This is a genomic window from Kribbella sp. NPDC050459, from assembly GCF_040655315.1.
Classification (GTDB): Bacteria; Actinomycetota; Actinomycetes; order Propionibacteriales; family Kribbellaceae; genus Kribbella.
Window position 1 is genome coordinate 145,034 of sequence record NZ_JBFAJQ010000004.1, and the last position, 24,139, is coordinate 169,172.

Annotated in this window: 16 protein-coding genes; 12 read left to right on the plus strand and 4 right to left on the minus strand. The window is 69.1% G+C overall.

Going from position 1 to position 24,139, the window contains the following annotated elements; all coding sequences use genetic code 11:
- Window positions 1-3 precede the first annotated feature (3 nt).
- The 9 genes from AB0I12_RS16770 to AB0I12_RS16810 are packed head-to-tail and all read left to right on the plus strand — an operon-like array spanning window position 4 to window position 11,557.
- Complete coding sequence (locus tag AB0I12_RS16770) at window positions 4-1,146, plus strand: ABC transporter permease (protein ID WP_359930007.1); 1,143 nt, start codon at window positions 4-6, stop codon at window positions 1,144-1,146.
- Between the two features lie 10 nt (window positions 1,147-1,156).
- On the plus strand, window positions 1,157-2,155 hold the full coding sequence (locus tag AB0I12_RS16775) for an ABC transporter ATP-binding protein (protein WP_359930008.1): 999 nt from the start codon (window positions 1,157-1,159) through the stop codon (window positions 2,153-2,155).
- Window positions 2,152-3,159, plus strand: a complete 1,008-nt coding sequence (locus tag AB0I12_RS16780) for an oligopeptide/dipeptide ABC transporter ATP-binding protein (RefSeq protein ID WP_359930009.1) — start codon at window positions 2,152-2,154, stop codon at window positions 3,157-3,159. Before AB0I12_RS16775 ends, AB0I12_RS16780 begins: the two co-directional genes overlap by 4 nt.
- 13 nt (window positions 3,160-3,172) lie before the next feature.
- Window positions 3,173-4,723: an extracellular solute-binding protein gene (locus AB0I12_RS16785; protein WP_359930011.1), complete on the plus strand. Its 1,551-nt coding sequence runs from the start codon at window positions 3,173-3,175 to the stop codon at window positions 4,721-4,723.
- Window positions 4,720-5,787, plus strand: coding sequence for a sialidase family protein (locus AB0I12_RS16790; protein ID WP_359930013.1), 1,068 nt, complete (start codon window positions 4,720-4,722; stop codon window positions 5,785-5,787). The genes AB0I12_RS16785 and AB0I12_RS16790 overlap by 4 nt, the downstream gene beginning before the upstream one ends.
- Window positions 5,784-7,181 (plus strand): DUF5060 domain-containing protein, encoded by a 1,398-nt coding sequence (locus AB0I12_RS16795; protein WP_359930015.1) that lies wholly within the window; start codon window positions 5,784-5,786, stop codon window positions 7,179-7,181. The genes AB0I12_RS16790 and AB0I12_RS16795 overlap by 4 nt, the downstream gene beginning before the upstream one ends.
- Window positions 7,178-8,347, plus strand: coding sequence for a DUF5605 domain-containing protein (locus AB0I12_RS16800; protein ID WP_359930017.1), 1,170 nt, complete (start codon window positions 7,178-7,180; stop codon window positions 8,345-8,347). Before AB0I12_RS16795 ends, AB0I12_RS16800 begins: the two co-directional genes overlap by 4 nt.
- Window positions 8,347-10,437, plus strand: coding sequence for a hypothetical protein (locus tag AB0I12_RS16805; RefSeq protein WP_359930019.1), 2,091 nt, complete (start codon window positions 8,347-8,349; stop codon window positions 10,435-10,437). Before AB0I12_RS16800 ends, AB0I12_RS16805 begins: the two co-directional genes overlap by 1 nt.
- Window positions 10,430-11,557 carry a glycoside hydrolase family 28 protein gene (locus tag AB0I12_RS16810; RefSeq protein WP_359930021.1) on the plus strand — a complete coding sequence of 376 codons (1,128 nt, stop codon included), beginning with the start codon at window positions 10,430-10,432 and terminating at the stop codon, window positions 11,555-11,557. The genes AB0I12_RS16805 and AB0I12_RS16810 overlap by 8 nt, the downstream gene beginning before the upstream one ends.
- Here AB0I12_RS16810 and AB0I12_RS16815 read toward each other — a convergent pair.
- The 3 genes from AB0I12_RS16815 to AB0I12_RS16825 all read right to left on the minus strand — a co-directional run bounded on the left by AB0I12_RS16815 (window position 11,529) and on the right by AB0I12_RS16825 (window position 15,636).
- Window positions 11,529-13,199, minus strand: coding sequence for a four-carbon acid sugar kinase family protein (locus AB0I12_RS16815; RefSeq protein ID WP_359930023.1), 1,671 nt, complete (start codon window positions 13,197-13,199; stop codon window positions 11,529-11,531). The two genes, AB0I12_RS16810 and AB0I12_RS16815, sit on opposite strands and share 29 nt — an antisense overlap.
- A gap of 86 nt (window positions 13,200-13,285) precedes the next feature.
- Complete coding sequence (locus AB0I12_RS16820) at window positions 13,286-14,632, minus strand: RuBisCO large subunit C-terminal-like domain-containing protein (RefSeq protein ID WP_359930025.1); 1,347 nt, start codon at window positions 14,630-14,632, stop codon at window positions 13,286-13,288.
- Window positions 14,629-15,636 carry an alcohol dehydrogenase catalytic domain-containing protein gene (locus AB0I12_RS16825; protein WP_359930026.1) on the minus strand — a complete coding sequence of 336 codons (1,008 nt, stop codon included), beginning with the start codon at window positions 15,634-15,636 and terminating at the stop codon, window positions 14,629-14,631. The genes AB0I12_RS16820 and AB0I12_RS16825 overlap by 4 nt, the downstream gene beginning before the upstream one ends.
- Before the next feature lie 124 nt (window positions 15,637-15,760).
- On the opposite strand from AB0I12_RS16825, the gene AB0I12_RS16830 reads away from it, so the two are divergent.
- Both AB0I12_RS16830 and AB0I12_RS16835 read left to right on the plus strand, forming a co-directional pair.
- Window positions 15,761-17,473 (plus strand): hypothetical protein, encoded by a 1,713-nt coding sequence (locus AB0I12_RS16830; protein ID WP_359930028.1) that lies wholly within the window; start codon window positions 15,761-15,763, stop codon window positions 17,471-17,473.
- Complete coding sequence (locus tag AB0I12_RS16835; RefSeq protein WP_359930030.1) at window positions 17,470-20,193, plus strand: family 78 glycoside hydrolase catalytic domain; 2,724 nt, start codon at window positions 17,470-17,472, stop codon at window positions 20,191-20,193. Before AB0I12_RS16830 ends, AB0I12_RS16835 begins: the two co-directional genes overlap by 4 nt.
- Window positions 20,194-20,514: 321 nt before the next feature.
- Here the strand turns inward: AB0I12_RS16835 and AB0I12_RS16840 are convergent, their stop codons facing one another.
- A complete protein-coding gene (locus AB0I12_RS16840) occupies window positions 20,515-21,519 on the minus strand; it encodes a LacI family DNA-binding transcriptional regulator (RefSeq protein WP_359930032.1) in 1,005 nt (334 codons plus the stop codon).
- 181 nt (window positions 21,520-21,700) lie between these two features.
- Here AB0I12_RS16840 and AB0I12_RS16845 point away from each other — a divergent pair, with 181 nt between their 5' ends.
- Window positions 21,701-24,130, plus strand: coding sequence for a pectinesterase family protein (locus tag AB0I12_RS16845; protein WP_359930034.1), 2,430 nt, complete (start codon window positions 21,701-21,703; stop codon window positions 24,128-24,130).
- Window positions 24,131-24,139 lie beyond the last annotated feature (9 nt).

A 24,139-nucleotide genomic window follows, 5' to 3' on the forward strand; every position in this document is an offset into this window, starting at 1 on the left:
TGAATGGTCCAGCAGACCGAGGCGATCGCTCCGGACACTTCGCACGAAGTGCCGGCGGAGGTCGTGAAGAGCCTTCGCGACCACGGCGCGCTGCCGCAGTGGCGGCTGATGTGGCGGCAGTTCCGCCGGCACCGGCTGGCGCTGATCGGGCTGATCGTGCTGGTCCCGATCTACTTCGTCGCGATCTTCGCGGGCTTCTTCGCCCCGTCCAGTGCCGACACCGCGCACACCTCGCTGCCGTACGCCCCACCGCAGCGGATCCATGTCGACGCCGAGCACGGGATGTTCGTGTACGGGTACTCGTCGACGCGCAACCAGGAGACGTTCGAGCAGACCTTCACCGTCGACAAGTCGAAGATCGTCGACATCGGGTGGTTCGTGCGCGGCGACGAGTACTCGATCCTGGGCCCGATCAAGTCGAACATCCACCTGATCGGTCCGACGACGGCCGGCGAGCCGTTCTTCCTGGTCGGCGCCGACCAATCCGGCCGCGACCTGCTGTCCCGGCTGATCCACGGTGCCCGGGTGTCGTTGTCGATCGGACTCGTCGGCGTGTTCGCGAGCTTCGTGCTCGGCATGCTGATCGGCGGTATCTCCGGCTACCTGGGCGGCACGGTCGACAACATCATCCAGCGGATCATCGAGTTCATCATGTCGGTCCCGACGCTGCCGCTGTGGATGGCGCTGTCGGCCGCGCTGCCGGGCAGTTGGGGACCGCTGACGAGGTACTTCGCGATCACCGTGATCCTCTCGCTGATCGGCTGGACCGGGCTGGCGCGGGACGTCCGCGGCCGGTTCCTCAGCCTGCGCGAGGAGGACTTCGTGATGGCGGCCCGGCTGGACGGCGTCGGCCGGACCGGGATCATCTTCGGCCACATGGTGCCGTCGTTCGCCAGTCACATCATCGCGTCGATCTCGATGGCGGTGCCGCGGATGATCCTCGCCGAGACCAGCCTGTCGTTCCTCGGCCTCGGTCTGCAGCCGCCCGCGGTGAGCTGGGGCGTGCTGCTCGAGGGCGCGCAGAACATCCGCGCGGTCGCCACGGCGCCGTGGCTGCTGACACCCGGCCTCGCGGTCGTGGTGGTCGTCCTGGCCATGAACTTCGTCGGCGACGGTCTGCGCGACGCCGCGGATCCCTACAAGTGAGGACCCTCTGATGCAACCTCTACTGGAAGTGCGCTCGTTGAGGACTCACTTCGAGCTCGGCGACGGAGTGGTGAAGGCCGTCGACGGTGTCAGCCTGTCGGTGCCGCGCGGCCGGACGCTGGCCGTGGTCGGCGAGTCCGGGTGCGGCAAGAGCGTCACCGCCCGGTCGATCCTGCGGCTGGTGGAGAAGCCGGCCCGCATCGTCGGCGGCGAGATCCTGCTGTACGACGACGCGCCGGACAGCGAGCCGCTCGACCTGCTGGCGGCGAAGGACAAGCGGCTGCGGCAGGTGCGCTGGGCCGACATCGCGATGGTGTTCCAGGAGCCGATGGCGTCGCTCAGCCTGGTGCACACGATCGGCGACCAGATCGTCGAGGCGATCCGGCTGCACGAGCACGTCGGCAAGCAGGCCGCCCGGGAGCGCGCGATCGAGATGCTCGGCCGGGTCGGCATCCCGAACCCGCAGCGCCGCGTGGACTCGTACCCGTTCCAGCTCAGCGGCGGCATGCGGCAGCGCGCGATGATCGCGATGGCGCTGTCGTGCCGGCCGCGGCTGCTGATCGCGGACGAGCCGACGACCGCGCTCGACGTCACCACCCAGGCGCAGATCCTGGACCTGCTGCAGGACCTGCAGCAGGAGTTCGGGATGGCGATCATGCTGATCACGCACGACCTCGGCGTCGCGGCGCAGGTCGCCGACGAGGTCGCGGTGATGTACCTCGGCGAAGTCGTCGAGCAGGGGCCGGCGTCCGCCGTACTCAGCCGGCCCAAACACCCTTACACACAAGCACTTGTGCGTTCGGTGCCCAGACTCGGTGCGCGCGGGCAGGAGCGGCTGGTCGCAGTCCGCGGGACCGTGCCGCCGCCGTACGAGCGGCCGTCGGGGTGCCGGTTCCACCCGCGATGCGACGCGTTCATGGCCGGGAAGTGCGACACGACCGTGCCGCTCCGGGTGCGCAGCGACGAGATCGACGTCGCCTGTCTGCTGTACGGCGAGGAGAAGTCATGACGTTGCTGGAGACACGTGGGCTGACCATGCACTTCCCGCTGCACGGCGGGTTCCTCGGGCGGAACCGGGGCTTCGTGAAGGCGGTCGACGGTGTCGACCTGTCGATCCAGGCCGGCCGCACGCTCGGGCTCGTGGGCGAGTCGGGCTGCGGGAAGACGACCCTCGGCCGCTGCATCGTCCGCGCCTACGAGCCGACCTCGGGCAGCATCATGTTCGACGGTGTCGACCTGGCGCCGCTGAGCGAGAAGCAGCTGAAGCCGTACCGCGGCCAGGTCCGCCTGATCTTCCAGGACCCGCACTCCTCGCTCGATCCGCGCAAGACGCTGCGCGACATCATCGCCGAGCCGCTCCGGGTGCAGGGGGCGGGGTCGCGCGACGAGATCGACGACAAGGTCGCCGCGCTGCTGCGTCGCGTCGGGCTGCGGGCCGAGTACGCGCACCGCTACCCGCACGCGTTCAGCGGCGGCGAGCGGCAGCGGGTCGTGATCGCGCGGGCGCTCGCCACCGAGCCGCGGCTGGTGGTCGCGGACGAGGCGGTCAGCGCGCTCGACGTGTCGGTCCGGGCCCAGATCCTCAACCTGCTGCGGGATCTGCAGGAGGAGTCCGGCCTCACCTACCTGTTCGTGTCCCACGACCTCGGCATCGTCGAGCACGTCGCCGACGACGTCGCGGTGATGTACGTCGGCAAGCTCGTCGAGAGCGCGACGACCGAGGAGCTCTACACCAGACCCCTGCACCCGTACACCGAGGCGCTGCTGAGCGCCGTACCGGATCCCGACCCCGCCTCCCGCGGGCTCCGCGAGCGCATCAAGCTGCGCGGCGAGATCGCGGACCCGTCGAAGGTGCCGTCCGGCTGCCCGTTCCATCCGCGGTGCGGGTACGCCGAGGCGCGGTGCAAGACCGAAGTCCCGCAGCTGCGCGAGATCGGCGGCCGCAAAGTCGCGTGCCACCTGGCCGAGCAGCTCGACCTGAAGGGTGTCCTCACGGCCACCACCGCCCCGTAGGAAAGGTCATTCCATGTCTGAAGCTCAGAACGCCGAGCGTCCTTCCGCTTCGTCCGACGGCCCCGGCCTGTCGCGTCGCGGCTTCGTCCGCAACAGCGCGCTGCTCGGCGGCCTGGCCGCCCTGGGCGGCGTGCTCCCCGCCGGGACCGCCGCCGCTGCCACCACCAGCTCCACCACCGCGACGTCGCGCGGCAGCGTGAGCTCCGCGACCGGTGTCGTCGACATCCCGAACAAGTACAACGTGCCGTTCTCGGTCGCCGACGACGAGCTGTTCGTCTTCGCCGCCAACTTCAAGCCGTTCGAGCTCGGCGGCAACGACCAGGGCCGCGAGGCGACCCGGTACTTCGACACCGTGTTCGGTGACGCGATCCGGGCCAAGTTCCCGAACATCAAGCTGAAGTACGCCACCTGGGACTACCCGATCCGGTACGAGGACATGGCCAAGGCCGGCCGGGTGCCGGACCTGATCCTGGAGGACCCGCGGCTGCGGATCGACCGGGACCTCGAGCCGCTGGGCTGGACCCAGGACATCACCGGACTGGTGCAGCAGGCCGGCATCGACCTGACCGCGCTGAACGTCGGCTCGGTCGAGCAGATCAAGTCCCGCTCCGACGGCGGCCTGTACGGCGTCCCGCTGTGGATCGACGAGAGCCTGCTGTTCTACAACAAGCTGATCTTCGACAAGTTCGGCGTCCGGTACCCGACGGCCGGGTCGACGTACGACGACGTCTACAAGCTCGCGCAGAAGCTCACCCGGCAGGACGGGATCCACCACTACAAGGGCTACATGCAGCACCCGGACAACTACCTCGCGATGAACCAGCTCGGGCTCTACCCGTTCGTGCCCGGTTCGAGCGAGCAGCCGGCGCCGGAGGACGTGAAGGTCAACCTGACCAGCGCGGAGTGGAAGACCGTCGCGAACAACCTGTACCGGTTCCTGATGATCCCGCGGAACAACTTCACCACGGTGGACGACTTCTTCAAGGGCGACATGAGCTTCCCCGGCCACCTCGCGATGGCGGTGAACAACCTGTCGAAGCTGAACGCGTACGCGCTCAGCCCGTACTACGTCGAGGAGGACGACGCCGCGCAGTTCGCCGAGTGGGCCAAGAGCGTGAAGATCGGCGTCACCTCGATGCCGGTGCTGTCGCGCGGGTCGAAGACGATCTACCAGCCGGACACCCGGGCCGCGTTCATCCCGCCGCAGTCGCAGCACAAGGACCAGGCGCTGGACGTGATCAAGTACCTGGTGTCGGAGGAGATGCAGACGCGGATCTCGTCGTACGGCATGAAGGCGGTGCTGAAGACCGACGCGGTCGTGAACGCGTTCGGTACGGCGATCCCGGAGCTCGCGGCGGTCGACACCTCGGCCGTGTACTGGGGCGACAACGCGGTCATCAAGAACTACCAGAACACCGAGTACTGGGACATCCCGCTGTACAAGGTGTTCCGGCAGCACGTGCTCAAGGACGGCATGGACGTCGACTCGTCGCTGCTGGTCGCCGAGACGCAGGACATCCCCGACTACATCAAGGCGCAGGTCGCCCGCGGGCTCACATGGTGATCGATCCCAGGTTCGACGGCCGCATCCGCGAGGGTGCGGCCCTCCTGCCCACCATCCACCCCGGTGACAGCCACGCCGCCACCCTCGTCGAGACCGAGGCCGGCGACCTGCTCTGCGCGTGGTTCAACGGCCCCGGCGAAGGCGAACCGGACACGAACATCGTGCTCTCCCGCCTCCCGGCCGGCTCCGACACCTGGCTGCCGCCCGTACAGCTGTCCTCCGACCCGCGCAGGTCGGAACAGAATCCGCTGCTGTTCGTCGCCCCGCCGGCGGGTGAGGTCTGGCTGCTGCACACCTCGAACGAACCGCATGACCAGTCGAGCTCGCGGGTGATCCGGCGGGTCTCGCACGACGGCGGGGTCACCTGGGAGCGGAGTGAGGTGCTGTTCGACCACCTCGGTTCGTTCATCCGGAACCCGATTGTTGTGCTGAGCAACGGCGACTGGCTGCTGCCGGCGTACGACTGCGACAAGACCGCCGAGCGCACGGTGCTGAAGCTCAGCACCGACCAAGGCACGACGTGGTCGACCGTGGAGGTGCCGGACGCGGTCGGGCAGGTGCAGATGAGCATCGCCGAGCTGTCACCGGGCGAACTCGTCGGCTACTACCGCAGCCGCGCCGCCGACCGCATCCACCGGTCGGTGTCGAAGGACAACGGCCGCACCTGGACCGCTCCCGAGAAGACCACTCTGCCGAACAACAACTCGGCGATCCAGGTGCTCCGGCTCAGCGACGGTCGGCTCGTCATGGTGTTCAACGACTCGTGCGCCGACCGCGACCAGTTCCGCTGGGTCGACGACGGCAAGGGCGGCGTCCGCCGGAAGACCCTGCGCACCCCGCTGACGCTGGCGCTGTCCGAGGACGACGGCGCCACCTGGCCGTACTGGCGCAACCTCCAGGTGCAGGACGAGGAGTACCGCGACAACGAGTTCGGCTACTCGTACCCGACGCTGCTGCAGACCCGCGACGGCCGGCTGCACGTCGCGTACTCGTACCTGCGCAAGACCATCAAGCACGTGATCCTGGCGCCCGAGTGGATCCAGGCAGGAGACCGATTGCCATGAGTATCGAGAAGTGGGGCCTGCACGAGCTCACCCTGACCGGGCCGTCCGGCGGCAACCCGTTCGCCGATGTGGAGTTCCAGGTCACCTACCAGTTCCGGAACCGGATGGTGACCGTCGACGGCTTCTACGACGGCGACGGGGACTACCGCGCGCGGTTCTCACCGGACCGTGAGGGGGAGTGGTCGTACATCACCTCCAGCTCCGCCCCCGAACTGGACGGCCACCAGGGCACCTTCACCTGCGTCCCACCGGGCCAGGGCAACCACGGACCGGTCGACGTGCTCGGCAGGCACCACTTCTCGTACGCCGACGGCAGCCGCTACGACTGCATCGGCACCACCTGCTACCACTGGACGTACGAGACGAAGGAGCTCCAGGAGCTCACGCTCGAGTCGTTGCGCGAGGCACCCTTCGACAAGGTCCGGATGTGCCTGCTGCCCACGGACGGGATGCGCCCCGAGCGCACCCCGTTCGCGGGCAACACGCCCGGATCCGTCGATGTCGAGCGGTACGACCCGGTGTTCTTCCAGCACTTCGAGAGCCGTGTTGCCGACCTGCTGGCGCTGGGGATCCAGGCGGACGTGATCCTGTTCCACCCTTACGACCGTGGCGTGTGGGGCTTCGACCGGATGACCCCGGGGCAGGACGCGGCGTACCTGCGGTACGTCGTCGCGCGGCTGGCGGCGTACCGCAACGTCTGGTGGTCACTGTCGAACGAGTACGACTTCAACCACGAGAAGACGATCGCGGACTGGGACCGGCTGCTCCAGCTGGTGCAGCGCTACGACCCGTACCAGCGGCTGCGGTCGATCCACAACGGCACCAAGATGTACGAGGTCTTCACGCCGTACGACTTCGGCAAGCCGTGGATCACCCACCAGAGCGTGCAGCACTGGGACGGCGCCGAGGTCGCCGCGTGGCGGGACTGCCCGAAGCCGGTGGTGATCGACGAGATCGGCTACGAGGGCAACGCCGGCCGCCGCTGGGGCAACCTGACCGCGGACGAGATGGTGCACCGGTTCTGGCAGGGCATGTCGCTCGGCGGGTACGTCGGTCACGGCGAGTCGTTCGTCGACCGTGAGACCCGGGCCTGGATCTCGATCGGCGGCCGGCTGTACGGCGACAGCCCGGAGCGGATCGACTTCCTGCGGGCCGTGTTCGCCGGACTGCCACGGCAGTCGGACGGCGAGGTCGACACCGACCGCTGCGTCCTGCACTACCTCGGCGACCGGCAGCCGTCGGCCGTGGAACTCGACCTGCCGGACGGATCGCCGTTCCACTTCGACCTGATCGACACCCGCGCGATGACCATCACCCCGCTGTCCGAGTACACCGGCCCGAGCCGCATCCCGCTGCCCGCCACCCCGTACCTCGCCCTGAGAGGCACCCGATGACGTCAGTAGCACGCTGGGACGTGCTCGAACTACCCGTTGCCGGACCGACCGGCGTGCATTTCCGGCACGCGTCCGGCGCCACCGCCTACGCGGAGTCGTTCCAGTCCGAAGGCGGCTGGCTCGTCCGGTTCAGCCCGGACCTGGAAGGCGAGTGGTCGGGGTCTTCCGGCCTTGAGTTCACCTGCACGCCGGGGACCTCGCGTGGTCCGGTCCGGCGTTTCGGGACGGCGCTGCGATGGGCGGACGGCACGCCGTACTACCCGCTGACGACGTCGTGGTTCGGCCGCCCCGACCAATGGGCCGCGGCGCGTCCCGCGATCGCGGCGTCGCCGTTCAACCGCGTCCGGCTCGCATTCTCGGAGATCATCGAGGACCAGGTCCGCGACCTCCTGACGGCCGGCATCGTCGCCGACGTGAGCCTCCCGCTGGACGAGGCCACCATCCGCGCCACGGTGAACCGCTTGTCCGCGTACCGCAACGTCACCTGGTGCCTGTCGCCGACCAGCACACCGCAGGCCACGGACGTGCGCCGGCTGGCTGAGCTCATCGCCGAACTCGATCCCAGCCACCACCTGATCTCGATGCACGAGGCAACCGATCCCGGACCGCCCTGGCTGACCCACCTCAGCGTCCGCCTCGAGAACCTGCGTGGTGTCTCGTCCCTCCGCCGCGACTATGCCAAACCCGTTTTCGTCGACGCCTGCGGCTACGAGGGCAACGGCACCACCCCCGACACCAGCCTCCGTCCCGAGGAGATGCTCACCCGCATCTGGGAGGGAACGGTCCGCGGGGCGTACGTAACCCATGGCGAGTGGTACGTCGACACGCCTTGGTCAGCCGGGGGTAGTCGGCCGACGGGGGTTGCGGCGCAGCGGCTTCGGTTGTTGCGTGAGGTCCTCGACGAGCTCCCGGACGGCGTTGAGCCCATCGACGACTACCGGGACGCGCCGACTCTCGCTGTGCCCGGCTCGTACTACCTGCAGTACCTCGGCGAGCACCAGTTCCCCGACCGCACGTTCTCGCTCCCGGAGGGCGTGTACGACGTCGACGTGCTGGACGTGTGGAACCACTCGGTACGCCGTACCCGTGAGAACGTCACCGACACGCTGACCGTCCGGCTGCCCGGCACGCAGTACCAGGCCATCCAGATCCGCCGGAGGTCCTGATGCCACGGCTCACGTCGGGACCCCGCCAAGCCGAACTCCGCCGTACCCCTGACGGTGTGGTCCTGCAGCTCGGCCTGGCCGACGGCCCGGTCTACCTCGAACGCCCGCTGGCCGGTCTGCTGACCTGCTCGGCCGGCCGGCCGTGGCAGCCGAGTCTGCTCCAGGCGGCCGGGACACCGTCACCCGACGGCTGGTGGATCTCGCGGCGACCGGGCGAGCACCGCGCCGGCTGCCGCACCGGACCGCTCGCGGTCGAGGTGCAGCTGGCGTTCGACGACGGCGACCGGTTGAACCTCGAGCTCCGGTGGCGCAACACGAGCAAGCGCCGGCTCGCGGACCTTGCTGTCGGACTGCTGCTCGACCTGGGCCGGGTGAAGGACAGCCAGCTCACCGTCCCCGGCGTGATCTACAACGACAACCCGTCCGCCGACCCGGCGCGCGCCGTACCGCGAATCGGTCCGGCGCCCGGCGGCGGATTCGTCGCCGAGGAGGACCGGCTGCCGATCCCCGGGGTGAACCTCGAATGGCGCGAGGGCCGCGAGCGGCGTTGGCTGTCCGTCCTCTCGCGCCCGCAGGCACGCCGCTCGGGGGACGGCCAGGTCCGCTACGGTTCGCTCGGCGCGATCCGGCAGGAGGGGCCGGTGATCGCGGCGCTCAGCGGCGTCCTGATGTTCGACGGCAAGCAGGACATCCGGTATGTCAGCAAGGCCGAGACCGAGGTCACCGACGACGGCTACCTCACGCTGCGGCCGGGGGAGAGCTACACACAGCGGCTGGTCCTCGACTGGGGGCCGCAGGACATTCGTGGTCACGCCTTCCGGCAGCTGGTCCACACGGCGCGCACGGTCTTCACTGGTTCCGGTGCTGACGGTCTGGCGCTGGACGAGTTGATCCGGCTGAAGACCGTTGCTCTGGACAACCGGTGGTACCAGTCCGGGACGGTGGCCGGGTACACGAAGTTCAGTGACATCTCGGGCAACGGTCCGCGGAAGACGCGGCACTTCATGTACGGGTGGACCGGCCAGGCGCTCAAGCTCGCCTGGTGCGACGCGCAACTCGGCTTCAACACCCGGGACCGCCTGCGCATCGATCGCTGCCGCGCGGCCGTCGAGTTCTACCTGTCGGGCAGCCCGACGCCGACTCCCGGCCTGCGCCACAACGCCTACCAGGCCATCACCCGTCGCTGGACCAGCTTCCGGACCGGCAACCGTCCGATGGTCTCCAGCCGTGCTTACGGCGAGACGATCGCGGACCTGGCCGACATCATCACGCTCTTCCGAGCGCACGGCGAAGCCGTTCCGCCGTCCTGGTTGCACGCCCTCACGGAGTCCATGACCTTTCTTCGCTGCTCGGCGGGCGCTCAGTTGGCCGACGGCACGTTCCCGGTGGGGTGGCGGCTGGACGGCTCTCCGGCGGCGACGACCGTCTCGTCCGCCGGGATCCCGTGCGTACTCGCTGCGCTGAAGGCCTCGGAGGTTCTTGACGACGCCGAGCTGTTGTCGGAGGCGACCGTCTGGCTGTCCCGGTACCACGATCAGCACGCGCGGACCTTCGACCGCCCGTTCTCGCGGTCCACACTCGACGCGGCGTGCGAGGACAAAGAAGCCGGCATGTACTACTTCATGGCCGCCTACGAGCTCTTCCGCCGTACCGGCGATCCCGTCTATGCGACCTGGTGCGAGGTGGCCGCCGACTGGCTCTTGACCTGGGTTTACGTGTGGTCCCCTGAACAGGACGAGGGCTCGCCCTTGCACGCGGCCGGCTTCAACGCGATCGGCTGGCCGACCGTCAGTGTCCAGAACCACCACCTCGACGCCTTCTTCCCGACGTACGAACTGCTGTCCTTCGGACTCACCACCAACCGCCGGTCGTACGTCGACGCGGCCCGAACGACCCTCCAGGCCCTCACCCAGAACGTCGCCATCAGCCCCCACGACTGGAACTTCCCCCTGCCCGGCGAACAAGGCGAAGCCGTCTTCCAAACCCACTGGCAACGCCGCGGCCACGCCAACACCTGGAACCCCAGCTGGGTCATCGCCGTACCGCTCGCCAACGCCCTCCACACCCAAGCCCTACCCCACGATGACTGACTACCTGATCACCAACTTCGGCGCCGCCGCTGACGCGGACTGTACGGCGGCGATTGCGAGGGCGATCGACGCGTGCGCGCTCACCGGCGGGCGCGTCGTCGTACCCGCCGGTGAATTCCACACCGGTGCGATCCGGCTGCGCAGCAACGTCGAGCTGCACGTGTCTGCCGGCGCGACGCTGCGGTTCAGCACGGACCCAGCGGCGTACCCGATCGTCCGCACCCGGTGGCAGGGGATCGAGTGCTTCAGTCACTCACCTCTCATCTACGCCTACGACGAAACGGACGTCGCGATCACCGGCACCGGAACCCTCGACGGCGGCGCGAGCACGGATAACTGGTGGCACAACACCCGCCCGCGCACGGACTGGGAACGTCTGCTGCGCATGGTCGACGACGGCGTCCCGGTGGCGGACCGTGTCTTCGAACCCGGTCACGGTTTCCGCCCCAGCTTCGTCCAGCCGCACAGCTGTCGTCGCGTCCGCATCGAAGACGTCCGCATCGTCAACGCCCCGATGTGGGTGGTGCACCCGGTCTTCTGCAGCGACGTCCTGGTGCGCGGAGTCACCGTCGACTCGCACGGCCCGAACAACGACGGCTGCAATCCCGACTCCTGCACGGACGTCGTCATCACCGGCTGCTCGTTCGACACCGGTGACGACTGCATCGCGATCAAGTCCGGCCGCGACGACGACGGCCGCCGCGTCGGTCGCCCGTCCCGGAACATCCTCATCGAGTCGTGCCGATTCGTCGCCGGCCACGGCGCGTTGACGATCGGGAGCGAAGTATCCGGTGGAGTCCACAACGTCCATGCCCGCGACCTGCACGTCGCCGGCCCAACCGTCGACCACGCCGTACGGATCAAGACGAACTCCTCACGTGGCGGCCTGATCGAGCAGGTCCGTGTCGAAAACCTCGCAGTCGAGTCAGTCACCTCCTCCGCCGTACTCATCACCACCCGCCACGCGGAACCCGAACACGTCGGCGGCCACGCCCCCGTCGTACGCGACATCACCATCACGAACCTGACCGTCGCCTCCGCGCCACGCACCGTCGAAATCCTCGACAGCCCACAGGCACCAGTCGAATCCTTCACCCTGACCACCTCCGAAACCGCGTAAACAGATCGACCTCCCCCAACTGCCCCGGCTTCAACAACAACTCCAGCCCATCGAGCTCCACCTCGCCCGACGCCGCCCGGCACAAATGCACCCCAGGCGCGATCGACTCCGACCCATCAACCAGCTCAAGCGCACTGACCCCAAGCTCCCGCAGCACCTGCCCAGACGTATCCCCACCCGCCACCACCACCCGACGTACGCCGACCGCCGCAGCAACCCCCCGCACAACCTCCGCCAACGCAGCAGGCACCTGCGCGAGGTCCCTGGGATCCAACTCATTCGTATGCACGACGACTCCATCCACCCCCGCCACGAACGCACCAATCACCCGCCCCACCTCACCATCCGCGAGCGCGGTAGTCGCCTGACCTGCCGTACCGTCTGGCGGCCCAGCAGTCGTCTGAGCCGCCACACCGTCGGCGAGCGAGGCGGTCCTCTGACCCGCCATGCCGTCCGCAGGCACAGCAGTCGCCTGACCGGGCACACCGTCGGCGGGCGCGCCAAGCGCCTGACCCACCGCGCCGTCTGCTGGCACGGCAGTCGCCTGACCCGCCGTACCGTCTGGCGGCCCAGCAGTCGTCTGAGCCGCCACACCGTCGGCGAGCGAGGCGGTCTTCTGACCCGCCATGCCGTCCGCAGGCACAGCAGTCGCCTGCCCGGACACGCCGTCGGCGGGCGCGCCAATCGCCTGACCCACTGCGCCGTCTGCTGGTACAGCCGTCGTCTGACGCATGGTGCCGTCTGCGAGCGCGGCGGTCGTCTGAGCCGTCGCACTGTCTGCGAGCGGCAGCACCTCCCAGCCGGCGGAGCGGGCGTACTCGATCTGCCCCGCGGTACGCCGCGACTGGCTGCCCGACACCACTAACACCGGCCCACCGACACGGGACGCCGCCGCGGTAGCTGCTCCGCCGTCAGGCCGAAGGGCCAAGGCGACGGCTCGGGACATACCGCCTGAGCCGACGACGAACCTGGCTTCACCCGCGTCTCCCAGGATCACCTTTCCGAGTAGCCGCAGATCCTCGTCGGTCAGCGCATCGAGAATAGCTGCGGCAACGTCCCCAGCCGCGGTGAGGCCAGTCGCGAGCGTGGAGTAGGTGGTCAGGTGAAGGGCACCAAGAGGAAGCGACGTCTGACGGCTGAGGTGTTCGCGGAGATCGGACTCGTGCATGGGGGTGGCGGGATGCGTGGACATGGTGGGTTGACGGTCGAGGCGGTGAACGGTGCCGGCTTCGGCGGCGAAATGGTGGCTGAAGACGGTGTAGCGGCCCAGCTCCGGTTGCGCGATGAGGACAGGTACGACGGTGGTACCACAAACCTCCCGCCCGATCTCCAGCGCTCGCCCGATGCTGCCACGCGTGGGGGAGGAGTCGGCAGTCGAGCAGACCTTGTACTGCAATACGCGCGGCCCGAGATCCCGGAGCGCCTGCAGCACCGGACGAAGCTCAGCTTCCTGCTCGTCAGGCGGCAGCGACCGTGCGATCCCGGCGACACCGATCACGTCGTACCGCTCGGCCAGCTCGCGCAACTCAGATGCCGACGGCAACGTCACAAGCAGCACCGACCGCAACCCGACCCGAGCAAACTGCACCATCGCATCGGTCGACCCAGTGAAATCGTCCCCGTAGAACGCCGCCTCAACCACAACCGCCGCCCCACTTGTTGAAGGTCTGTTGCGCGGCGAGAGCCTGTCTGGTGGTGGGCGTCGGGTCGGTGCTGAAGGTTGTCGTCTCAGACACGGTTGCCGCCGAACTTGTCCAGGGCTTCGCGTAGTGCGGGGAACTGGGCGGCGGCCTTGTCTAGGTCGGTGCCTGAGGTTGCGGCTGACCAGGCTGCTCGCATGGCGGTCACGCCTGCGGCGGGGCCGCTTGGGTGGCCGTGGATGCCGCCGCCTGCCAGGACTAGGAGATCGGTGGTGTTTGTGCGGCGGTAGGTTTCTGGGGCCAAGCCTGGTGTCTGGCCGGAGGAGAGGACGGGGAGTGTCTCGTAGCCTCCGAGTAGGGGTGTGCGGACGGCCGTGACTGAGCGGAGGACCTCCTCGTCGGTCTCGTAGAACTTGTTGGACAGGCCGTTCGTGTGCAGGTGATCCGCGCCGGCCAGGCGCGCGAGTTTGGACCAGGCGACGTAGTCGATGCCTAGCTGCGGTGCGCGGGTGTAGACGCCGGTCATTGCGCGGTGCCCGTGGATGGGGAGGGCACAGCGTTCTCGGAGCCAGGCGAGGGCGGTGAAGCCGACGAGGTTCACGCAGACCATCACGCAGGTGCCTCCGGCTGCCTGGACAAGGTCGTGGTTGGCGGCCATACGGTCTAGGTCGTCGGTGATGTTGAACGCGTACATCGGGCGGCGTCCGGTGCGCGCGGCGACCTTGTCCAGCTCCTCGGTGACGACGGCCACGCGGTCGGCGAGCGGCGAGTGCGGCGGGTTGCCCATCAGCTCGTCGTCCTTGATGAAGTCGATCCCGGCCTCGGCGAGCTCGCGGACGACGAGGCGGAGCTCCTCCGGCGGCAGCCCGATACTCGGCTTGACGATCGTGCCGAGGAGTACGCCGGCCGGCCGGTCGAGCAGCTCGCGCGTCCCGCGGACGCCGTACTGCGGGCCGGGGTAGCGCTCGGCGAAGGGCGCCGGGAGCTCGAGGTCGAGCAGCCGGATCCCGGCCAGTTGCCGGAGCTCGAACAGGTTCCCCGCCACCGCGGCGAGCAGATTGGGCAAGGAAGGCCCGAAGTTGTCGAGCCCGAAGGCAACCCGCACCCGACCACTCGTCCGTCCGGCCGCGTGTGCCGCATCCGCCGAGCCCGGTGCCCCAGCGCCCGGTGACCCAGCGCTCGGTAACCCAGCTCCCGGCGAGCCCGTGCGCGGTGCGGGTGGTCGGGTGGCTCCTGGGAGGTCGGGGTTGCCGGTGGGGGGTAGTTCTTCGATCGACACGACTCGGGCGGCGAAGCGTTCGCGGAGCTCGGGGGTTTCGCGTGCGACGGCTGTGAACGTGCCTGTGGATTGCTCGCCGGCTACGGCTTCGGCGGCTTGCTCCAGTGGGAGGTAGGTCTCGATCAGATAGGTGGCGACGACCTCGTGGGCGCTCATCGCGTCGGGTCGATCTGGGTCTTGAGGTGGGCGGCGCCGCCGTCAATCGCCGCCAAGGTCTCCGGTGTGCGGTCGAGTGGCACGATGTCCGAGATGTATGGACGGACGTCGAGGGTCCGGGTGTTGACGAGCCGTGCCGCTGCCGCGAAATCGGCTGGTGTGTAGATCGTCGAGCCCTGCACTGTGACCTCCTTGAGAACGACTGGATTCAGATCGACCGTCAGCGCGCCGCCGAACATCGGCAGCAGCACGACCTGCCCGCGCGGTCTGCACAACGCCAACGCCTCCGCCAGGCACCCGGGATGCCCGGAAGCCACCACGACCACGTCGAACCCGTCGCCACCACTAACCTCGAGCCCGATCGACGTCAGGTCCGACGAGAGCGGATCGACCACGACGTCGACGCCTTGTGCCACCAGGAACTCGCGGTTGTGCTGCTTGATGTCGCTCACCAGCACCGTCCGAGCGCCGCGGTGCCGGCTGATCGCGGCCGCGAGACTCCCGATCGCGCCGCCGCCGAGGACCGCGACGGCGTCACCGGCCCGCACGGCCGATGTCGAGCGCCACCCGACGGCGGCTGGCTCGATCATCGCGCCCTCGCCGTACCCGATCTCGTCGTTCAGCGGGATCAGGACCCGCCCGGGCGCGGCGAAGAGCTCACTCAGCATGCCCGGCCAGCCCAGGCCGGGGACGCGTTTGTGCTTGCAGAGATGCGGATTCCCGGTTTCGCAGCGCGTGCACTCCCAGCACGAAAGGGCCGGCAGCACCGCGACGCGGTCGCCCGGCCGGAAGCGTGGGTCGCCCGACGACACGACCTCTCCGGCGCCCTCGTGGCCCAGCACGACGGGTGGTTTGCGGAACGGGTGCTGCCCGCTCCAGGTGTGCAGGTCTGAGCCGCACAGCCCGACCGCGCGCATCCTGAGCAGCACGTCGCCGCCCGTGTCGGGATCCGGCACGTCGGTCACCGAAACCTGCCGCGGCGCCTCCAGAACTGCTGCTCGCACGAGGCCTCTCCTTTCGCTCGGGTCCGCCCAGTCTCCGCCAGCAAACGTCAAGAAAACAAGGCGGATCGGCCAGCCTGTGGATAGCCGGTTGACTTCGGCGGCCGAGGAGGCAAAGGTTTACCTCATGGCGACGATCCCCGCGACACTGCTGCTCGAGGACCGGGCCGCGCTGGCGATGAACGCGGTGACCGGACTGGCCGACGACGACCTGGATGGCATCCCGTTCTTCAGTGCGAACCTGCTGGCCCGCCCGGCCCGCATGGACCACGGCGACTGGGACTACGGCTCCAGCCACGGCCGGCTCACCGATGCGATCCTGCTCACCCGGCAGATGACCGGAGGCAAGGACTGGGATCCGCGGTGGGACACGATCGCCGACCGCTACCGGCAGCGGCTGTTCGCGCTGCTCGCCGACGACGGTCTCACCTACCGCCAGGTCCATCCCAAGGGACACTGGCTGCCGAACGCGAATCTGATCGATCAGCGCGCCACACTCCTTGCGATGACGACCGCTGTGGTTGCGGCCGATGATCCACAGGCCCGGCGGGCCGCGGACCGTCAGGTGGCAGCGCTGAGGCGGATCGCGATCAAGGAGCGCGACGTCTGGTTCTATCCGGCCTCGGAGTACACGAAGGACGGCTGGCCGTCGTCGAACGCGATCGACCTGCACCTCGCGCCGGACCCGGCCTCGTTCTCCGGCCGTCTGATCATGCCGCTGCTGCGGTACCACCAGGCCACCGGCAACACTGACGCGCTTGAGCTGTGCGAGTGGTTCGCCCGTCTGATCGTGGAGAAGAGCGGTGTGTTCAACGCGGACGGGAGCTTCAACTCCGCCCGTGCCTACCGCAGCGGCCACTTCCACACGCGCGTCGGGACGCTGGAGGGGCTGGCGCGACTGGCCAGGCACACCGGTGACCACGGGCTGACCGAGTTCGTGCGCCGCAGCTATGACTGGGTTCTCGGCGAGGCGACCAGGTTCGGCTGGACGCCGGGCGACCTCGCCGACCAGCAGTTCGAGCACGAGACCTGTTCTCTCGTGGACCTCATCGGTCTGGGCACGACGCTGGCCGGCAACGGACTCACGGAGTACTGGCCGGTCGTCGAGCGCTTCGTCCGCAACCACCTGGCCGCGTCGCAACTGCAGGACGTCAGCTGGGTGGAGTCCGCCCCGGACCGCTCACAGGACGAGCCCGGCTGGCGGACGTACGTGGACGTCGGCGAGCGAGTCCTCGGCGCCTTCTGCGGATACGGCGCTCCGAACGACTATGTCTCCGACGTGCCGCTGGGCCGTGGCCACACCAACGACGTGCAGGCATGCTGTGTCGGCTCCGGCGTTCGTGGACTGTTCTGGGCCTGGAACAGCATCGTCACCGGCGACCACCAGGTGCGGCGGGTCAACCTGCTGCTGACGCGCGGGCACCACGCAGTCGACGTGATCAGCCACCTGCCGGTCGAGGGCAAGGTCGAGCTGCACGTCAACGAGCCGATGGAGGAGCTCCGCGTGCGGATCCCCGACTGGGCCGGGTATGCGCGGTTGAAGCTCCGCCGCGGAGACGACGAGCGGACCGGCGCCGAGCGAATCTGGGCGCCCGACGGCTACCTGTCGATCCCGAAGCCGCAGCCGGGAGAGCGGATCGTGGTGACGTTCCCGATGGTCGAGCAGACCACCACAGAGCTTGCGGCTGGCAACGAGTTCCGGACCACCTGGCGAGGTGACGACGTGATCGCGATCGACCCGCCCGGCACGTCCCGCCCGATGTACGGCGACCGCCCCGAGCACGCCGGCGGCCTGCGGGAGTACGAGCTGCATCGACCCGAGACGGAGTGGTCCTGGTGACAACTGACTGGGTGCTGTCCGAAACGCCGGCCGTGACAGAGCTGCCAGGGCTGACGGCGTACGACCTGCGCTGCGAACACCGAGCAGACCCGCTCGGGATCGGTACGGCGCGACCGCGGCTGAGCTGGCGGCTGGCGTCGCCGACGCGTGGCGATCGGCAGGAGGCCTTCCGCGTGCGTGTGCTGCGCGACGGCGTGCAGGTGTGGGACAGCGGGTGGCGGAGCGAGCGGACGACGTCCGTTGACCACGGCGGTGCTCCGCTGACGTCGCAGACCGATTATGTGTGGCAGCTCGAGGTGCGTGACGCGGCTGGAGCCGTGACGTCGGCCGAGGCGACGTTCGCGACCGGGCTTTTCCATGACGACGAGTGGCAGGCGCACTGGATCGAGCACGACTACGAAACCGATCCGTACTTCGAGCCGCCGGTGGATCGCGCCGAGCCGCGGACGGTCCGGCAGGCGACCATCGCGCCGCCGCGCTACTACCGCCGGTCGTTCGAGTTGACCCAGCCGATCACCAGGGCCCGGCTCTACGCGACCGCCCACGGGCTGTACCAGTTCCACGCCAACGGCCGGCGGATCGGCAACGACGAGCTGACGCCGGGCTGGACCGACTACCGCGAGCGCGTCGCTTACCAGACGTACGACGTGACTGAGGTGTTGCGCGCCGGCGAGAACGTGATCGGTGCCGTCCTCGGCGAAGGCTGGTGGTCCGGGTACGTCGGGTGGGACACTCGCAGCCACGCGCACCACTACGGCAAGAAGCCCCAACTGCTCGCGCAGCTCGTCGTCGATCACCCCGACGGCTCGCAGACCGTGGTCGCGACCGACGGCCGCTGGGTCGAACACGTCGGACCGATCAGATTCGCCGACCTGCTGATGGGGGAGTCGTACGACGCGAGGCTCGAGCTGGGCGACTGGTCCAGCGCTGGGTACGACGCGAGCGAGTGGGCACCCGCCGGCGATCTCGGTGGTGACGTGTCGACGCTGATCGCGGCGACGACCGATCCTGTGCGCGTCACCGAGGACGTGCCGGCGGTTGCGGTCACCGCGGTCGAGCCAGGACGCTTCATCGTCGACCTCGGGCAGAACCTTGCCGGTCGCGTGCGGTTGCGGGTTCGCGGCGCCGGTGCCGGAGACCGGATCCGGTTGCGGCACGGCGAGATGCTGCAGGCCGACGGCGAGCTGTACACCGCCAACCTGCGGACGGCCGACGCCACCGACTACTTCGTCAGCGCCGGCGCGACCGAGGAGTTCTTCGAGCCGATCTTCACCGTGCACGGCTTCCGGTACGTCGAGGTCGACGGGTATCCGGGCGAGCTGACCGCCGACGACGTGACCGGTCGGGTGCTGCACTCCGACACGCCGGTCGCGGGGCGGTTCGAGTGTTCGGATCCCGGCGTCAACCAACTGCTCAGCAACATCCGGTGGGGACAGCGTGGCAACTTCGTCAGCGTCCCCACGGACTGCCCGCAGCGCGACGAGCGCCTCGGGTGGACGGCCGACGCGCAGATCTTCCTGCCCACGGCGGCCTACCAGGCCGACGTGCTGACCTTCTTCGAGAACTGGTTCGCGGATCTCGCCGTGGCGCAGACCGACGAAGGCGCGATTCCGGACGTGATCCCGCACGTGATCACCGGCCGGCACGGCACGCCGGCGTGGGCGGACGCGGCGACGATCGTGCCGTGGACGCTGTACCGGATCTACGGTGACGAGCGCGTGCTCCGGACCGCGTGGCCGGTGATGCAGCGCTGGGTCGACTATGTCCACCGTGCCAACCCCGACCTGATCTGGCGGCACCGCACGAGCGGCCACTACGGCGACTGGCTGCAGGTCGGCGTGCGCACCGATCGCGACGTCCTCGCAACGGCGTACTTCGCGCGCAGCGTGGAGTTCACGGCCGCGACCGCCGAGGTGCTCGGGCTGACGGACGAGGCAGCGGCGTACCGCGCGCTGTGGACGAAGATCGCGGCGGCGTTCGTCGCGGAGTTCGTCGATGCCGAGGGCAAGGTCCGCGGCGACACCCAGACCGGGTACTTGCTGCCGCTGGCGTTCGGGTTGCTGCCGGAGCAGGCCGAACAGGTAGCGGTCAAGCATCTGGTCGCGGATCTCGAGCTCCGCGGGCGATCGTTGACGACCGGGTTCGCCGGGGTTGCGCTGCTGTGCCCGATCCTGACCAGGTACGGGTACGCCGAGCTGGCGTACGACCTGCTGCACGACGACCGCTACCCGTCCTGGGGGTACTCGATCAAGCACGGCGCGACGACGATCTGGGAGCGCTGGGACGGGTGGACCGAGGAAGGCGGGTTCGGCCCGGTCGCGATGAACTCGTTCAACCACTACTCGCTCGGCTCGGTCGGCGAATGGCTGTACGGCGACGTCGCCGGGATCAGCCAGGCGCCCGAGTCGATCGGCTTCCGTGACCTCGTCATCAAGCCCTGTCCCGGCGGTCGGCTGACCTGGGCCGAGGCGTCGTACGACATCCCGTCCGGCCGGGTCTCGACCCGCTGGGAGATCGCCGACGGCACCCTCACGCTCGACGTCACCGTCCCACCCGGCGCCGACGCGACGATCCACATCCCCACCTCGAACCCCGCTTCCACCCAGGAGTCCGGCCACCCCCTGACCGACGCCGAAGGCATCACCCTGCGCGAAGCCGGCGCCGACACCACCACCTGCCGAGTAGCCCCCGGCACCTACCACTTCACCGCCCAGGCCTGACCCGCTACTCGCTCCGCGGCAGCGGCGCTCTGGTGGGTCAAACCCACCAGATGCCCCAGCGCGCCGAGACGCTGGGCGCGACGAGGTGACGTCGGGTCGGACGGCGGCTGTCGCGGGGTGAGGGGCGCCGAGTGATGCCGGCTCGGTTGGTGGTGGGGTGGTCAGCGGCGGCGGGGCGGTGGAGCCGCGGATGACGAGTTCGCCTCGGAGGTGGGTGGTGGCGGTGGTGACCTGTGGTCAGCGGCGGCGGGGTGGGCGGGCGGTGGAGCCGCGGATGACGAGTTCGCCTCGGACGTGGGTGGTGGCGGTGGTGACCTGTGGTCAGCGGCGGCGGGGTGGGCGGGCGGTGGAGCCGCGGACGACGAGTTCGCCCCGGACGTGGGTGGTGGCGGTGGTGACCTTCGGTGTGAAGCGTTCCCAGGCCTGGCGGCCGAGCTCGACCGTGGACACGGCGTACGTCGTCAGGCCGGGGTCGGTGTGCGCGCTCATCGGGGCGTCGTCGATGCCGGCCACGGAGATGTCGTGCGGGACGGACAGGCCGAGTTCGCGCAGACGGCTGAGGACGCCGACGGCGACGTGGTCGTTGAAGCAGATGATCGCGGTCGGCTGGTACGTCAGCGCTTCCTCGACCGCCTCCCGCCCATCGACGAGCGTCGAACCGCACTCCACCCGGACAATCGTGAGCCCCGACGCCTCCGGCGAGCGGAAGCCGCGTTGCCGCTGCTGATCGGACCACGCGGCGGTCGGCCCCTGCAGGTACGCGATCCGCTTGTGCCCGAGCGACGCGAGATGCTCGCACAGCGCCCGCACACCGAGGTGGTAGTCCACAACCACCGAGCCGACGGCGTGGTGTCGCAACACCCGGTTGATCAGGACGAGTCGTCGCGCCGCCTCCGCGACCTCGCGCAGGCGCGGCGTGCTCATCCGGGGCGCACACAGCAGCAGACCGTCGACCCAACGCGCGAGCTCCATGGCGGACCGGTACTCCTGCTCCGGATCCTCCTCGGTGCCGGCGACCAGCGTGTGGTGCTCGTCCGCGGCCGCCTCGGCGGCGATGCCCTTGAGGATCTCCGCGAAGTACGGGTTGCCGAGATCCGGTACGACGACGCCGACCGTTCGGCTGCTGCCGCGCAACAGCGTCTGCGCCGCCGGGTTCGGCCGGTAACCGACGTCCTGGGCGGCCATCCGGACCCGGTCGGCGACCTCCGGCGACACCGGCTTGCCGCCGCTCAGCACCCGCGACACGGTCGCCGTCGACACCTCGGCCAGCCGCGCCACGTCATGGATCGTCGCACGAGCTGCGCGGTTCGCAACGGGCTTTCTCACCGCCCCATTGGACCATGAGCGCAGCGCAGATCGCTGCCGGCAGCACGATGTAAACCTTTTCCCGATTTCCTCAGGCGAACCCTTGACGTCACCGCGCAGCGCTGTCACGGTTGCCAGGAAAAGGATTACCCGCCCACCGCCCCGGGCCTTCTGTTGCGGCGGTCCGCGCGAGGAGATCGCCGTGCGAAATCGTCTGTTGAGCGTGTGCCTGGTCGTGCTCGCCGGAGCCGGACTGCTGACCGTGTCCGCCGGACCGGCAGCTGCCGCGAACCCGGCGACGTACGGCCCGTTCGACCCGCGGATCGAGCTCGACGGTCACTGGGGCCGTGACGACGACGTCGCGATCACGGTGAACTCCGGCTCGTCGGTCCGCTTCCGCTTCACCGGCTCGCACCTGGGCGCCCTGTTCGACACCGCGTCGATCACGGTCCCCGCGCAGCTGTACGTCGCGATCGACGGCGGGGCGCCGGTGCTGCACAAGGTCGACGCGGACCACAAGGTGTTCGCCGACGACCTCGACCCGGCGGTCGCGCACACCGCCGAGATCCTGGTCAAGGACGTCGACGAGTACGAGAACCGCTGGAACGTCCCGCTGCAGACCGGCGTCGTGCTGAAGAAGATCGAGCTCGCCCCGGACGCCAAGCTGATCCCGCTGCCGACGACGGCCGAGCACCGGATCGAGTTCTACGGCGACTCGATCACCCAGGGCGTGATGGCCCTGTGCGCCGAGCTCGGCACGGACTGCGCGGACGGCACCAAGGCGTACCCGCATCTGGTCGGGGAGGCGTTCGGCGCGGACACCAACCAGGTCGGCTTCGGCAAGCAGGGCATCCTGCAGCCGGGGCACGGCAACGTCGGCACCGCCGCGGAGTCGTTCGGCTGGAATCTCGCCGGCTTCCCCGCCACGGGCTTCGACCCCGGCGCGGTCGTCGTCAACTTCGGCACGAACGACGCGGCGTACGACAGCGCGCAGTTCACTCCTGCGTACGCCGCGTACCTCAGCAAGATCCGCGCCGCCTACCCGCACACGTTGATCGTTGCCCTGCGCCCGTTCAACGGCACGCACGCCGACGACATCAAGGCGGCGGTCGCGGCGGCCAACGACCGCAAGATCGTGTACGTCGACACCACGGGCTGGCTGGGACCGGACGACTTCAACGGCAGCACGCACCCGAACATCCAGGGCCACCAGGTCGCGGCCGCCAGGCTCACCGCGGTCCTCGAACGCCTCACCGGCTGGTCCACCGACCCCATCGGCACGCCGAAACTCGCGCCGCAGGGACTCACAGAGGCGACCTGCTCAGACACGCCGCTGACCCTCACCTACCAAGGGCCCGTCAGGCTCGGTGTCACCGGGAAGGTCCAGATCCACGCGGCCAACGGGGACGTCGTCGACACGATCAGCCTTGCGGACCTCACGTCGTACCAGCGGTCGGTCGGGCAGGCGCAGACGGACTTCGGGCAGCTGCACAGGTGGATGTACCAGGCGGTGGTGGTCGACGGGCCAACGGTGACGATCTATCCGCACCGGCGGCTCGAGCCTGGCCAGGTGTACTTCGTAACTGTCGATCCCGGGTTCGTGGTCGGGGACCGTGGCACCAAGGATTGGCGGTTCAGAACCCGGCACAATCCCAGGACCGATGAGCGCTTGTCCGTGGGCCCCGGCAGGGATTTCTGCACAGTGCAGGCGGCGGTCGACTTCGTGGGGGAGGGGCACAAGGCGACGATCGACGTCGCGCCGGGGCTCTACCGCGAGCTGGTCTGGGTGCCGCCGACCAAGCCCGGGCTGACGATTCGCGGCGCGGGCGCCGGCAAGACCGTGATCGGCTACCCGAACAACAACCTGCTGAACGGCGACTCCGCGATGGGCAACCTCCCGCCCGAACAGTCGTACTGCCAGCGCCGCGTCATCCCGCAGTCCGACCGGTTCAACTGCTGGCGGTCCGCGATGGCCGTGTTCGCGGACGACTTCACGATGTCGGACGTGACGGTGCAGAACCTCACGCCGTACCGCGGTTCGCAGGCCGAGGCGTTCTTCGGGAACGGGAGCCGGATCGTGCTTGCCCGGGTCCGCATCCTCGGCTACCAGGACAGCCTGCGCCTGCAAGGCCAGGCGTTCGTGACGAACAGCTACGTCGAGGGTGACGTGGACTTCGTCTGGGGGACCGGCGGCGTGTTCATGCAGGACTCGGAGCTGAAGGCGCTGCACGAGGGCTACTACAACCAGGTCCGCAACACCGACAACGGTCCCGGCAACATCTTCGTCCGGGTGCGGCTGACCCGTGCGCCGGAGGTGCCCGACGACAGCGTGTTCCTGGCGCGTGCCGAGCTCAGCCGGTTCCCGACCAGCCAGGCCGTCTTCGTCGACTCCGCGATGGACAGCCACGTGAAGAAGACCGGCTGGCAGATCACCAGCCCCAACGACTGCGCGGCCGCCGGCCAGATCCGGTTCTGGGAGTACCACAGCACCGACCTGGCCGGCCGGCCGCTCGACACCAGCACACGACTGGCGTGCTCCCGGCAGCTCGGCGACGAGGAGGCCGCGCAGTTGCGCGACCCGTCGTTCGTGTTCGGCGGATGGCACCCGGTCGTTCCCCGCCTCGAAAGGTGATTCATGATG

Excerpts from the sequence above, each read along its gene's own strand:
- AB0I12_RS16805 (WP_359930019.1), top strand. The coding sequence starts at position 8,347 with ATGCCACGGCTCACGTCGGGACCCCGCCAAGCCGAACTCCGCCGTACC.
- AB0I12_RS16780 (WP_359930009.1), top strand. The coding sequence starts at position 2,152 with ATGACGTTGCTGGAGACACGTGGGCTGACCATGCACTTCCCGCTGCAC.
- AB0I12_RS16775 (WP_359930008.1), top strand. The coding sequence starts at position 1,157 with ATGCAACCTCTACTGGAAGTGCGCTCGTTGAGGACTCACTTCGAGCTC.
- AB0I12_RS16810 (WP_359930021.1), top strand. The coding sequence starts at position 10,430 with ATGACTGACTACCTGATCACCAACTTCGGCGCCGCCGCTGACGCGGAC.
- AB0I12_RS16795 (WP_359930015.1), top strand. The coding sequence starts at position 5,784 with ATGAGTATCGAGAAGTGGGGCCTGCACGAGCTCACCCTGACCGGGCCG.
- AB0I12_RS16830 (WP_359930028.1), top strand. The coding sequence starts at position 15,761 with ATGGCGACGATCCCCGCGACACTGCTGCTCGAGGACCGGGCCGCGCTG.
- AB0I12_RS16800 (WP_359930017.1), top strand. The coding sequence starts at position 7,178 with ATGACGTCAGTAGCACGCTGGGACGTGCTCGAACTACCCGTTGCCGGA.
- AB0I12_RS16770 (WP_359930007.1), top strand. The coding sequence starts at position 4 with ATGGTCCAGCAGACCGAGGCGATCGCTCCGGACACTTCGCACGAAGTG.
- AB0I12_RS16820 (WP_359930025.1), bottom strand. The coding sequence starts at position 14,632 with ATGAGCGCCCACGAGGTCGTCGCCACCTATCTGATCGAGACCTACCTC.
- AB0I12_RS16785 (WP_359930011.1), top strand. The coding sequence starts at position 3,173 with ATGTCTGAAGCTCAGAACGCCGAGCGTCCTTCCGCTTCGTCCGACGGC.